The organism is Rhizobium sp. N731, assembly GCF_001664145.1.
Classification (GTDB): Bacteria; Pseudomonadota; Alphaproteobacteria; order Rhizobiales; family Rhizobiaceae; genus Rhizobium; species Rhizobium esperanzae.
In genome coordinates, this window is the sequence record NZ_CP013601.1 from 3,756,048 (window position 1) to 3,768,681 (window position 12,634).

General features: G+C 62.1%; 10 protein-coding genes. 5 read left to right on the plus strand and 5 right to left on the minus strand.

The window, feature by feature from the left end:
• Positions 1 to 16: 16 nt before the first annotated feature.
• Positions 17 to 505, plus strand: coding sequence for a MaoC family dehydratase (locus tag AMK02_RS18235; RefSeq protein WP_064806340.1), 489 nt, complete (start codon positions 17 to 19; stop codon positions 503 to 505).
• A 144-nt stretch (positions 506 to 649) separates the two neighbouring features.
• Here the strand turns inward: AMK02_RS18235 and AMK02_RS18240 are convergent, their stop codons facing one another.
• The 4 genes from AMK02_RS18240 to AMK02_RS18255 all read right to left on the minus strand — a co-directional run bounded on the left by AMK02_RS18240 (position 650) and on the right by AMK02_RS18255 (position 5,885).
• Positions 650 to 1,198: a sarcosine oxidase subunit gamma gene (locus AMK02_RS18240; RefSeq protein ID WP_064804966.1), complete on the minus strand. Its 549-nt coding sequence runs from the start codon at positions 1,196 to 1,198 to the stop codon at positions 650 to 652.
• Entirely contained in the window at positions 1,191 to 4,184 is a 2,994-nt protein-coding gene (locus tag AMK02_RS18245; protein ID WP_064804968.1) for a sarcosine oxidase subunit alpha, read from the minus strand. The genes AMK02_RS18240 and AMK02_RS18245 overlap by 8 nt, the downstream gene beginning before the upstream one ends.
• A complete protein-coding gene (locus tag AMK02_RS18250) occupies positions 4,181 to 4,522 on the minus strand; it encodes a sarcosine oxidase subunit delta (protein WP_064804970.1) in 342 nt (113 codons plus the stop codon). Before AMK02_RS18250 ends, AMK02_RS18245 begins: the two co-directional genes overlap by 4 nt.
• A gap of 109 nt (positions 4,523 to 4,631) precedes the next feature.
• On the minus strand, positions 4,632 to 5,885 hold the full coding sequence (locus AMK02_RS18255; protein ID WP_011426818.1) for a sarcosine oxidase subunit beta family protein: 1,254 nt from the start codon (positions 5,883 to 5,885) through the stop codon (positions 4,632 to 4,634).
• A gap of 291 nt (positions 5,886 to 6,176) precedes the next feature.
• Here AMK02_RS18255 and AMK02_RS18260 point away from each other — a divergent pair, with 291 nt between their 5' ends.
• Positions 6,177 to 7,190 (plus strand): FecR family protein, encoded by a 1,014-nt coding sequence (locus tag AMK02_RS18260; RefSeq protein ID WP_064804972.1) that lies wholly within the window; start codon positions 6,177 to 6,179, stop codon positions 7,188 to 7,190.
• A gap of 5 nt (positions 7,191 to 7,195) precedes the next feature.
• Here the strand turns inward: AMK02_RS18260 and AMK02_RS18265 are convergent, their stop codons facing one another.
• Positions 7,196 to 9,367, minus strand: a complete 2,172-nt coding sequence (locus tag AMK02_RS18265; RefSeq protein WP_064806342.1) for a CHASE2 domain-containing protein — start codon at positions 9,365 to 9,367, stop codon at positions 7,196 to 7,198.
• A gap of 340 nt (positions 9,368 to 9,707) precedes the next feature.
• On the opposite strand from AMK02_RS18265, the gene AMK02_RS18275 reads away from it, so the two are divergent.
• From AMK02_RS18275 to AMK02_RS18285, 3 genes are all read left to right on the plus strand, one after another.
• A complete protein-coding gene (locus tag AMK02_RS18275; RefSeq protein WP_237358355.1) occupies positions 9,708 to 11,258 on the plus strand; it encodes an adenylate/guanylate cyclase domain-containing protein in 1,551 nt (516 codons plus the stop codon).
• 156 nt (positions 11,259 to 11,414) lie between these two features.
• Complete coding sequence (rpsU, locus tag AMK02_RS18280) at positions 11,415 to 11,627, plus strand: 30S ribosomal protein S21 (RefSeq protein ID WP_003585885.1); 213 nt, start codon at positions 11,415 to 11,417, stop codon at positions 11,625 to 11,627.
• Between the two features lie 135 nt (positions 11,628 to 11,762).
• Positions 11,763 to 12,629 (plus strand): tetratricopeptide repeat protein, encoded by an 867-nt coding sequence (locus AMK02_RS18285; protein WP_064804978.1) that lies wholly within the window; start codon positions 11,763 to 11,765, stop codon positions 12,627 to 12,629.
• Positions 12,630 to 12,634 lie beyond the last annotated feature (5 nt).

Below are 12,634 nucleotides of genomic sequence, written 5' to 3' on the forward strand. Positions count from 1 at the left end.
TTCTCACGAGGAATTCATGGTCACGGAAATTTCACTCTCCGACGTGCGGGGATTGATCGGCATGGAAACGGGTCTTTCGGATTGGATCACCGTCGACCAGACAATGATCGACGCCTTTGCGGGGGCGACCGACGACCATCAGTTCATTCATGTCGATCCCGAGCGCGCGGCAGCCGAAAGCCCCTTCGGCGGCACAATTGCCCATGGTTTCCTGACGCTGTCCCTGCTGTCGGCGATGAACTACAATTGCCTGCCGAAAGTGCGCGAGCAGACCATGGGCATCAACTACGGCTTCGACCGCGTCCGCTTCATGACGCCGGTCAAGAGCGGCGCCCGCGTGCGCGGCCGCTTCCTGCTCTGCGACGCCCGCTTCCGCGGCGGCGGCATGCTGATGACCACCTACGACGTGACGATCGAAATCGAAAACGAGAAGAAGCCGGCGCTGACGGCAAGATGGATCACCATCATCCAGTTTGATCCGAAGGACCGCCCGGAAGACGCGTAGGCAAGAGCAGCTTTCCTACCCGCTCGGATTGATGACGGCTTCCCCGCATCCATCACGGATCCCACATTGGTACGAAATGGGCCGCAACGGTCAGTTGCGGCCCTGAAATTTCATCTGATCTTTAAGCAACCGGCCTTCAAAGCCTCAATGCCCGACATCTTCCGCCGCCTCGGCCAAGAGGCCGAAGACGTAATCGGAAAACGACCGCCAGCACTCCACCCGAAACGTGTCTTCTTCCGTGCGGAAAAGTATGATCTCCGCCTTGCCGAAGACCGTGCGCGAGGCGGCGCCGACCGGAAAGGACGACAGCGACAGATCCTGCGGGCAGCCGGCCGCAAGCGTGGCCTCCGCACCCGGCCCGGAAACGATGACCGCCACGTTGCGGTGGGAGACGTCTGTCGCGGAATGCAGCGCGCCGGCGCTGGAACATGCCGCCATCAGATCGCCGCCCGCTTCGTCGATCAACAACCACTCGTCCGGCCCGATCCAGAGCGCCGAGCGCGCACCGGCGCGACCGGACGTTTTCGGAGCGGTCGGCACAGACAGGCCGAGAGCCAAAGAAAGTGCTTTGAGCGACCCTGCCGGCGCGCGCAGCGCCACGCGGCTCGCGGGCGGTGCGACGGCCAGGCGCACTGTGGCGGAGCCGCCGAGACGGCCGGCCAGCGCCGGCTTGCGAATTGCGACATCAGCCATGGATGCGGCCTCCTTCCTTGTCAAAGAACACCAGATCCGTCACTTCGACGGCGATCGTGCGGTCCGGCATCGGCACATAAAGCGTCTCGCCCATTCGCGCCCGGCCGCCGGCGACCAGCGCGAAGGCGATCGACCTGCCGCAATTTTCCGACCAATAGGCCGATGTGACGTGGCCGAGCATCGTCATCGGCTTCGGCTCGTTCGGGCTCGCGACCACCTGCGCGCCTTCTTCGAGCACCAGCTTCGGATCCTTGGTGACGAGGCCGACGAGCTGCTTGCGCCCCTCCTTGACGAGGTCCGGCCGCTGCAGCCCGCGAATACCGACGAAGTCCTTCTTCTTCTTCGAAACGGCCCAGGCGACGCCCGCGTCATCGGGGGTCACGGTCCCGTCGGTATCCTGGCCGACGATGATATAGCCCTTCTCGGCGCGAAGAACGTGCATCGTCTCCGTACCGTAGACGCAGGCGCCGAGCGGTTCGGCATTGGCCCAGACCGCCTCGAGCACCGACTGGCCGTAATCGGCCGGCACGTTGATTTCGAAACCGATTTCACCGGTGAAGGAAACGCGGAAGAGCCGCGCGGGTACGCCGCAGACCGTGCACTCGGCAACGCTCATATGCGGGAAGGCCTCGTTCGAAAGATCGACCCCTTCGACGAGAGGCTCGACGATCTCACGCGCCTTCGGTCCCTGTACGGCGATGACAGCCCATTGTTCGGTCACCGAGGTCAGCCACACCTTCAGATCCGGGAATTCCGTCTGCAGGTAATCTTCCATGTGATGGAGAACACGCGGCGCTCCGCCTGTCGTCGTCGTCACATGGAAACGGTCCTCCGCCAGGCGGCCGACGACGCCGTCGTCATAAACGAAGCCGTCCTCACGCGTCATGATGCCGTAGCGCGCCTTGCCGGGCTTCAGCGTGTCCCAGGCATTGGTGTAGATAAGATTGAGGAATTTCGCCGCATCCGGGCCTACCACCTCGATCTTGCCGAGCGTCGAGGCGTCGAAGATGCCTGCCGACTCGCGGGCCGTCCGGCACTCGCGCGCAACCGCCTGATGCATGGTCTCGCCCGAGCGCGGATAGAACCAGGCGCGCTTCCAGTTGCCGACATCTTCGAAAACAGCGCCATGGGCTTCTTCCCAGCTGTGCAGCGGCGTCTTGCGCGTCGGATCGAACAGCTTTCCGCGCGAATGGCCGATCAGCGTACCATAGGTCACCGGCGTGTAGGGCGCGCGGAAGGTGGTGAGACCGACCCGCGGGATTTCCTTGCCGAGCATTTCCGCAGCAATCGCCAGGCCATGCATGTTGGAAAGCTTGCCCTGGTCCGAGGCCATGCCATTGGTCGTGAACCGCTTGATATGCTCGATCGAGTGCATGCCTTCGCGCACGGCAAGGCGGATATCCTTGGCGCAGACATCGTGCTGGAAATCGATGAAGGCCTTGGCGTTCGTCTTCGGCCCAGCGCCTTCGGCGGCGCCGATCATCCCGCCCGTCCAGTCATAGGGCTGCTCGGCCGAGATCGTGATTTTCCCGCCGCCGCTCTTGCCGGCGGCCTGCGCCATCAGTTCGCCGGCAGCAAGCGATTCCTCGACCGTCCGCTGCAAGTCGTCGGTGCCGTTGCAGGCGCCGACCGACAGGCAATCCTGCGCATAGGTGCCGGGCAGGAAGCGCTGACTTTCCGCTTCGAAGGCCACCTTGCCGCGCGACTGCGAGAACAGGTGCACGGATGGCGTCCAGCCGGCCGAAACCAGAAGCGCATCGACCGCGATCTTGCGCGCCGAACCGCCGCCGTTGCGTGCCACCGTCATCGATGAGATGCGCAGCCGCCCTGCCGTGTTGACGACCGACTGGCCTGTGAGAACATCGATGCCGAGCGAACGCGCCTCTGCCAGCACCGCCGCTCCCGGCGCCTGCCTGCAATCGACGATTGCGGCGATCGAAACGCCGGCCCGTTTCAGATCGAAAGCCGCCTCATAGGCGGAGTCATGCGCCGTGTAGATGCCGACATTGCTTCCGACGGCAACGCCGTAATGATTGAGATACATCCGCCCCGCCGACGCCAGCATGATGCCGGGCCGGTCGTTGTTCGGAAATACCATATGCCGCTCGATCGCGCCGGTGGCGAGGATCACCCGCTTGGCCCGGACCTGCCACAGCCGCTCGCGCGGCAGATCGCTCGATGGTTTGGCGATATGATCGGTGACGCGTTCGGCGAGGCCGACGAAATTATGGTTGTAGTAGCCGAAGGCGGTCGTGCGGATGAGCACCTCGACATTGTCCATTGCCTTCAGCCGCGCCACGGTTTTCTGCGCCCAGGCGTAACCATCCTGTCCGTCGATCCTGACGCCGGCATCGTAGCGCAGCGCACCGCCGGCTTCCGCCTGCTCGTCGCAAAGGATCACCTTCGCTCCGGTCTCGGCCGCGGCCAGCGCCGCCGAAAGCCCGGCAACACCGGCGCCGACCACCAGCACGTCGCAATGGGCGTAGCGGCTGGCATAATGGTCCGGATCCTCCTCCGTCGGCGCGACGCCGAGACCGGCAGCGCGGCGAATGAACGGCTCGTAGACGTGTTTCCAGGCCGCGCGCGGCCACATGAAGGTCTTGTAGTAGAAGCCGGCAGCGAAGAACGGCGACATCAGATTGTTGACCGCACCGACATCGTAGGCCAGCGAGGGCCAGCGGTTCTGCGACTGGACGATCATGCCGTCGAAGATTTCCTGCACCGTGGCGCGCACGTTCGGCTGCTTGCGCGCCTTGTTGCGGGCGACGTCGATCAGCGCGTTCGGCTCTTCGGCCCCTGCCGAGAGGATGCCGCGCGCCCGGTGATATTTGAACGAACGGCCGACGAGATGAATGCCATTGGCGATCAGCGCCGAGGCCACGGTATCGCCTTCGAGCGCCGTATAGCTCTGGCCGTCGAAGCTGAAGCGCGCGGTCTTTGCAGGCGTCAGACGCCCCTTGCCGACGATACGATTTGCGCCGCTCATTGCGCCTCTCCTTCCACGGCTTCATAGGTCTCGACAGGCCCGTGCTGTTCGGCCTCGGCACCGATCCGCGGCTTCGGTTCGCCTGCCTTATAGGTCATGATGAACTTGTCGCTCACCGTATCGCGCGCCGCGTTGAAGAAGCGGCCGCAGCCGTGAATATGCCGCCAGCGCTCGAAGATCAGCCCCTTCGGGTTGTCGCGCAGAAAGAAATACTCTTCGAATTCCTCGTCCGAGATCGAGGCGATATCGGCCGGCCGCACGATATGCGCGTCACCCGCGCCGCGGAATTCGAGCTCGGAACGCTCTTCCTGACAATAAGGGCAATGGATCAGCAGCATGTGAGTTTTCCTTCTCCTCCCCTTCTCCCCGGCAGGGAGAAGGTGCCTTCAAGGCGGATGAGGGCGTGAATAACAAAAGAAGCGAGCATCTGAGCGAACACGTTCATCATCAGTGCGCCACCGCCGCAGCCGCCGCTTCATCGATCAGCCGGCCGCTGCGGAAGCGTTCCAGCGTCAGGCCGGCATTGAACTTGTGCGCTTCATCGCGGGCGATCAGATGCGCAAAGAGGTTGGCCGAGCCCGGCGTCGCCTTGAAGCCGCCGGTGCCCCAGCCGCAATTGACGTAAAGCCCCGGAACCGGCGTCTTCGACTGGATCGCCGAACGGTCCGGCGTATTGTCGACGATGCCGCCCCATTGCCGCATCATCTTGACGCGCCGGAACATCGGGAAGAGTTCGCAGATGGCGTCGAGCGTATGCGTGATGATCTGCAACCCGCCGGTCTGTGAATAGGAATTATACTGGTCGGTGCCGGCGCCGATGACGAGCTCGCCCTTGTCGGACTGCGAGATATAGGCATGCACCGTGTTCGACATGACGACGCAGGGGAAGATCGGCTTCAACGGCTCGGAGACCAGCGCCTGCAGCGGGCTCGATTGCAGCGGCACGCGCACATCCGCCATCTTCATGATTGTCGATGTATGGCCCGCGGCCGATACGCCGACCTTTCTGGCGCCGATGAAGCCGCGCGAGGTCTCGACCCCGGTCACCCGTCCGTCCGGACCGCGCCGGATGCCGGTCACTTCGCAGTTCTGAATGATGTGCACGCCTCGATCGGAGGCTGCCCGCGCATATCCCCAGGCCACCGCATCGTGCCGCGCCGTGCCGCCGCGCCGCTGCAGCGCCGCACCGTTGATCGGATAGCGCGCGCTGGCGGAGATGTCGAGCGGCGGACAATAGGCCTTCGCCTGCTCCGGCGTCAGCCATTCATTGTCGATGCCGTAGAGCCGGTTGGCGTGGATGTGTCGCTTGAAGGACTGCTGGTCGTGAATATTGTGCGAGAGCATCATCACGCCGCGCGGCGAATACATCACATTGTAGTTGAGCTCCTGTGAAAGCCCTTCCCAGAGCTTCATCGAGTGCTCGTAAATGTGCATGCTCTCTTCATAGAGATAGTTCGAGCGGATGATGGTGGTATTGCGCCCGGTATTACCGCCGCCGAGCCAACCCTTCTCGATCACCGCCACATTGGTGATGCCGTGCTCCTTGGCAAGGTAATAGGCGGCTCCCAAGCCATGTCCGCCAGCGCCGATGATAACGACGTCGTATTCAGCGCGCGGCTCCGGCGAAGTCCACTGCTTCTCCCAACCTCTGTGGCCGCGAAGGGCCTCCCGCGCCACGGCAAAAACCGAATATTTCCGCATCCGCCTTCTTCTCCTTCGGGCAAGGGCTGTTCTCGCGCCCATACAAATCGCAAATCCAAATGCGGCACAACGGCTCTTTTGCGACGCGCAAGAGCTTTGGTTTTGACACTATGCGACATGATGCCGAAACTGCGCCATTTCCGGAGCCATTCTGCGGATCTCAGCCGACGTCGGAAGATGACGCAAAAGCCGCACGTCGGTCGATCGCCGCCGCGCCCTAGCCCAAGTGGGCGAGAAGACATGCTGTTGCTAAAATGTTAATTCACCCGGTGTTCCCGGGGTACATGTATCATGTGGGGTCGGCGTACATTACTCGCGGCGCTTTGCATCGTGCTTCCCAGCGCGCTGCCGGCGCCCGCCGCAGAACCGGTCGGCCAGGCTGTCGTCATCAGGACGGAGGTGACGGGACAAGGCGGGCCGATTGAGGTCAACACCAGCGTTCACCGCGACGAGCGTATCCGGACATCGCAATCCGGACTCGGCCAATTCCTGTTTCGCGACGGTACCAAGCTGGCGGTCGGCTGGGGCTCTTCGGTCGTCATCGACAAATATGTCTTCGACGATTCACAATCCGTCAAGAAACTCACCATTAAGGCAGCGAAAGGTACCTTTCGCTGGATCAGCGGCAATTCCCAATCCTCGGCCTACCAGATTCTGACGCCCGCCGGCACAATCGGCGTGCGCGGCACCGCATTCGATTTCTACGTGGGCCAAGACGGCACCACCGCCGTCGTCTTGCTGAACGGTGCGGCCAGCTTCTGCGGCCCGGGCGGCTGCCGCCAGTTGCAGCAGCGCTGCGATTGCGTCGTCGCCAAGCCGAACGGCGATATGTCGCCGGCCCGCCGGGTCGATCCGAGCGTTCTCGATACGCTCGGAAATCCCCGCGCCCTCCCCTTCCTCTCCGGCAACCAGCGGCTTGCAGGCGGCATCGGCATGCTCGGCGGCTGCAATATGGCCTCGGTTGCACCGGAAAGAAAAGACAGATTGCGACCTCCGCCGGCAATTGCCCCAGCGCCACAAAGACAGGATCCGCCGCAGAGACAGGCCGAGCCGCAAAAGGAGCGACCGAGCAAGCCCGATAAGCCCCATCATGACCATGACAGGCCCCATCATGACAAGCCGGATAGACCGGACAAACATGATGGCCATGGCCGGCATGACAATGACGGCAAGCCCGGAAATCACGGCGAGGATCATCGCGGGCACGACCGCGATCATCATGGACATCGCGATCACAATCATGATCATGATCACGACAACGATCGCAACCACGACAGGGATCGGAATTTCAATCGCGGGCGCTGATGCCGTCAGTCTGCAGCGCTCTTTTCGATCCCCTCTGGCACTTCGCGGAAATGATCGGTCCTTCCAGATATGCGCTGGTAGAATTCCGACAAACCGCCGATCACCTGCACTGCCCTGAGCTTTGCCGTACCGATAAGCTTCCGGCTGTTCCTGGAATGCGATTGCAGGGCCTGCATCAGCTGCCGGTGAACGACCTCAAGCGCGGCGAATTCTTGGGATACCGCCATCCGTTCATCGCCGACGACGGCAAGGATCTGTGTCCGGCTGCTCTTCCCCTTGAGCGCAAGGGCGCCCGCTTCGATCAGCGCCATTCCCTGCACTGACCGTGCGGTGCTGTCGGAGATGAGAATATCGAAGCCGACTTCCTTGCAGGACGATTCAATGCGGGCTGCGACGTTGACCGCATCTCCGACTGCCGAATAGTTGAAGCGGGTCTTGGCGCCCATATTGCCGACGCAAGCAACGCCGGTATGGATGCCGATGCCGATGCCGACCTCCTGACCGGGTCCGAAGCCGAAGGCGTCGCTGGCGTTCAGTTCGGCGAGTGTCTCACGCATGGCGAGCGCCGTGCGAACCGCCTTGGTTTCGTGATCCGCAACATCAACCGGCGCATTCCAGAATGCCATGATCGAATCGCCGATAAACTTGTCGAGAGTACCTTCGTTAGCCACGACATGACGGCTCAGCGCGTCGAGCAATGTATTCAGGAAGGCAACGACATCAGTCGGCGCCAGCCGTTCGCTGATCTCGGTGAAGTTCCTGACGTCGACGAACATCACCGTCAGCTCCCGGTCATCTCCACCGAGGCGCAAGGCATCGCGGTTATGTTCGATGCGATGGAGCAGTGACGGAGAAAGATAATGTCCGAAGGCGCGCCGCACCTCGCGCCTTTCCCGGTCGATCACCAGAATGCGGAACGAGGTTGCCGCAAAATGGGTGATCGATCCGCTGATGATCGGAGCCAACGGATCGAGAAGAAGCCCCGCATAGAGGAAGGAGAACCAGGAGGCCACGAGCGCCATTGCGGTAATGAGCAGGCCGCAGACCAATGCGACGGCGGGACTGACGAAGGTTGTCACCACGACGAGTAGGCATCCGAGCACCGCGATCGTGAGGATTTCCAGCCCGTCCGCCCAATCGGGCCGCGACAGGAAACGGCCGGAGAGAATCTGTTCGACGGCCTGCGCATGCATCGAAACGCCGGGAACATTCTCGCCGAGCGCCGTGACACGGATGTCCTGCAGGCCTGCCGCCGAGGTGCCGACGAAGACGATGCTGCCGTCAATGGCGGCAGCGACCTCGGGAGAGGCGCCTCCGGCGGCGAGCACCTTGCGGGCGGAGATATAGCGCTCGGCCCGGTCGGGGCTGACATAGAGCCAGAATTCGCCCGCCGCCGTCAGCGGCACGACGAAATCGCCGATCTTTGCCGATGTCATCACGCCGGCGCGATCGGGCGCCCCGGTCAATACATACGTCGATACACCCTGCGCGACGCGCAGCGCTTCCACCGCGAGATTGGGATAGAGCTGCACGCCGTCGGTCAGGAACAACGGCACCGCCCGCACCACCGGCGAAGGATTGCCGGGATTGAGGCTGATGTGGCCGAGCCCTGCGGCATTGGCTTCCAGTTGCGGCCTGAGCGGCGTCGATGCGGCAAGGTAGGGCGGAGCCGAGACTGGGCTTTCCCCGGTGAAAGCAAAGCCCGCCTTGACAGGTGGCCGGTAACTGCCCTCGTTGGAAAGCCCGAAGCCGAGCACGACGGGCTTGCCGGAGATCGAGCGGGCAAAGATCTCGTCATTGTCGGGAAACTTCTCGGCCAGGGATGGATCAACCCCCGCGACCTCGCGCACCACGTTGCGCGGCGACAGCCGGTCCGGCTCTGAAAAGAGGACATCGAAGGCGATGGCCGCCGCGCCCATGTCGGAAAGCCGGTCCACCAGCAGGGCCAACCGGTCCCGTGGCCACGGCCATTGACCGAATTCGCGCAACGACGCCTCGTCGATATCGATCACATGGACGGGCATGGGCTCGAATGTTCTCGGAAGCAGGCGCTGATACTCGTCGAAGGTCACGCCACGGATCAGCTTGAAGATCCCGGGATCGTGTGCCCGCAGCATCGTCAGGGCAGCCACGATCACCAGGCCGATAACGACACCGATTTGCTGCACGCGCGTCATCATCCCAACCGGTGTCCCCCTGCCAACCGACAGGCTACGCCGCTTTCTATCCGAACGCCATTCGCCCATGCGCTTGCGGCGCTTCTTTTCGCTTTCCAGCCTCCGGCTTCCCGCCGGTCGGCGCAACGGCGCCTTCAAATTCGGCGACGCCGTCAGTTCGGCCACGCTTTTGCTTGGACGACATGGCTTCGATCTTGCCGGGCGCGCGGTGAAATGTTCTTGTAACGGCGCGAAGCGCGAATGCTTTTAGTGCTTTTAGATGGAAGAGTGAGGGGCTCCCGTGATTTCCGAAACCGCCGTGCGCCGCAGCGGCTATTGGCTGATCGTCGTCGTGCTGGCGATGCTTGCAGGACTGCCGCTTGCCGTCTGGCTCGACATCAGCGATCTCTCCGGAAATACCCTCAGACGCCAAGCGCGCGATATGAGCTCGCTGATATCGAGCATCCGCTCCTATTATTCCGCCAATGTCGTCGGACGCGTTCTGGCCGCGCACGCCAGCGGCGCGACCGCAGGCACGGTCGTCTCTCACAACTACACCAATATCCCAGGCGCCATCCCACTGCCGGCAACACTTTCGCTGGAACTCGGCGACGTCATCAGGGAGCAGCAGGCCAACATCACATACCGCTTCGTCTCCGATCTACCGTTCAAAAGCCGCGCTTCCCACGAGCTCGACGATTTCGAGAAACGAGCGCTTGCCGCGTTGCGCGCCAATCCGCAGCAGACGTTGAGCGACCTCAACCGCGTCGGATTGACCGATACCTTGCGGTTCATCACGCCCGTCGTCATGGGCCAGGCCTGCGTTGCCTGTCACAACAGCCACCCGGAAAGTCCGAAGACCGATTGGAAGGTCGGCGATGTGCGCGGCATTCAGGAAGTGGTCATCAAGCAGCCCTACGCAAGCAACGTCTTCGCCTTCAAATATCTGCTCTGCTATTTTCTTTTTGTCGCTATCATCGGCCTCAGCTTCATTCTGCTGCAGCGCCAGCAGGCCCGCGCGATCCACGGCGCCAATCGCGATCTCGAAGCGGCGAACGAATTTCTGGCGAGCGTTTCCCTGAAGATTTCGCGTTATCTCTCGCCGCAGATCTACAAAAGCATCTTCAGCGGACAGAAAGACGTCGTCGTCCATACCGAACGCAAGCGCCTGACGATTTTCTTCTCCGACATCAAGGATTTCACCGCGACCACCGAGCGGCTGCAGCCGGAAGCGCTGACGGAGATGCTCAACGAATATCTGACCGAAATGTCGAACATTGCCCTCGCCCATGGCGGCACAGTGGACAAGTTCATCGGCGATGCCATGCTGGTCTTCTTCGGCGACCCGGAAACGAAGGGTCCGGAGGAAGATGCGAAAGCCTGCCTGCGAATGGCCGTCGACATGCAGCGCCGCCTCGGGGAGCTCAAAGACAGATGGCGCAGAAACGGCACCGAGGAGCCTTTCGTCGTGCGCATGGGAATTAACAGCGGTTATTGCAACGTCGGCAATTTCGGCAGCAGCGATCGCATGGACTATACGATCATCGGCGCGGAGGCCAATCTCGCGGCCAGGCTGCAGTCGATCGCCCAGGGCGGAGAAATCGTCATCAGCTACGAAACCTATGCGCTGGTGAACGAGATCGTCGACGCTCACCCTTTGCCGCCGATCACCATGAAGGGCATCCAGCGCGAGGTCGTGCCCTATGCCGTCGATGGACTGACGCTCGGCGCCGACCACAAGAGCCGGGTTCTGAGCGAACATCTCTCGGGTCTCGACCTGCATCTGGATATGAGCCGGCTGGAGCCTGCCGATCGACTCCGGGTCAGAACGGCGCTCAAGGAGGCAATCGCCGCCCTGGACGACGCTCTGCCGGAAGCGGCTCGCTTGAGACAGGATGCCGGGCAGATGTGATTTTTCCAGCTGCCTCCGATATCCATCTGGACTTCCCCTACTCGATCTGCTATCCCGCATCACCAATCGCAAGGCTGCGGCCGCGCGAACGTTATATTTTTGCCCCTGGCGCTGCGCTGCCTCAGGCATCAACCAAACCAAAGGAACGTGATTCTCGTGCAGGTACTTGTCCGCGATAACAATGTCGATCAGGCTCTCCGCGCTCTCAAGAAGAAGATGCAGCGCGAAGGCATTTTCCGCGAAATGAAGATGCGCGACTACTACGAGAAGCCGTCGCAGAAGCGTGCTCGCGAAAAGGCCGAGGCTGTTCGCCGCGTTCGCAAGCTGGCCCGCAAGCGCGCCCAGCGCGAAGGTCTGGTCGCACGCTAAGCGTTGCCGTCGTTTTTTCGACGTTTTCAGATGCATTGTGGCGGGGGCGATGGGTTCGCCGCCGCCTTTTTAGTTTGCCGCTGAAGATCAGCATATCCCAGTGTTGGATATGCCGCATGGGGAAAGCGAGCCCGAATGGCTGATACCACCTTCAATCCGTCCCGCGCCTGGCGCTTTCAGAAAACCGCATTCCTGCCGGCTTTGACGCTGGCGGCCATGGTCGGTCTCGCCGGCTGCGAGACGACCAATACGACGGATGCCGTAATCCGCATCGACAAGGCCCAGGGCTCGGAAGAAAACATCGCGTCGCTGACGGCTGTTATCAACGCCAATCCGAGGGATCCCGAAGGGTATAATGTCCGCGGTTCCGCCTACGGCCGTGGCGGCCAGTTCCGCCAGGCGCTGAACGATTTCAACACGGCATTGCAGATTAATCCGCGCTTCTTCCAGGCCTACGCCAATCGCGCGCTCGTCTATCGCAACATGGGCCAGCAGCAACAGGCGATTGCCGACTACAATGCCGCCCTGCAGATCAATCCGAGCTACGACGTCGCCTATATCGGCCGCGGCAATGTCTATCGCATGGCCGGCCAGGACGATGCAGCTTTCAATGATTTCAGCAAGGCGATCCAGCTCGGCACGACCGATGGCCGCGCCTATCACAATCGTGGCCTGATCTACCAGAAGCGCAATCAGCAAGACAAGGCCATCGACGATTTCTCGAAGGCCATCTCGCTCGCGCCGAATTCGCCCGAGCCCTATAATGGCCGCGGCATCTCCTACATCGCGCTGAATGACGACGACAATGCGTTTGCCGATTTCAATCACGCGATCGATCTCAACGGCAACATCGCCGAATCTTGGGCCAACCAGGCTCTTGTCTACGAACGCCGCGGCGACAAGGCCAAGGCTGCCCGCTCCTATCGCCATGCGGTCGGGCTTGACCCGAAATACCAGCCGGCCCGCGATGGTCTCGCCCGAGTCGGCGCTCCAGCCGGCTAAGGATG

What these genes read in the sequence shown, in the direction of transcription:
- AMK02_RS18235 (WP_064806340.1), top strand. Translation starts at nt 17, where the DNA reads ATGGTCACGGAAATTTCACTCTCCGACGTGCGGGGATTGATCGGCATG.
- AMK02_RS18275 (WP_237358355.1), top strand. Translation starts at nt 9,708, where the DNA reads ATGCTTGCAGGACTGCCGCTTGCCGTCTGGCTCGACATCAGCGATCTC.
- AMK02_RS18260 (WP_064804972.1), top strand. Translation starts at nt 6,177, where the DNA reads ATGTGGGGTCGGCGTACATTACTCGCGGCGCTTTGCATCGTGCTTCCC.
- AMK02_RS18245 (WP_064804968.1), bottom strand. Translation starts at nt 4,184, where the DNA reads ATGAGCGGCGCAAATCGTATCGTCGGCAAGGGGCGTCTGACGCCTGCA.
- AMK02_RS18285 (WP_064804978.1), top strand. Translation starts at nt 11,763, where the DNA reads ATGGCTGATACCACCTTCAATCCGTCCCGCGCCTGGCGCTTTCAGAAA.
- AMK02_RS18250 (WP_064804970.1), bottom strand. Translation starts at nt 4,522, where the DNA reads ATGCTGCTGATCCATTGCCCTTATTGTCAGGAAGAGCGTTCCGAGCTC.
- AMK02_RS18265 (WP_064806342.1), bottom strand. Translation starts at nt 9,367, where the DNA reads ATGACGCGCGTGCAGCAAATCGGTGTCGTTATCGGCCTGGTGATCGTG.
- AMK02_RS18255 (WP_011426818.1), bottom strand. Translation starts at nt 5,885, where the DNA reads ATGCGGAAATATTCGGTTTTTGCCGTGGCGCGGGAGGCCCTTCGCGGC.
- AMK02_RS18240 (WP_064804966.1), bottom strand. Translation starts at nt 1,198, where the DNA reads ATGGCTGATGTCGCAATTCGCAAGCCGGCGCTGGCCGGCCGTCTCGGC.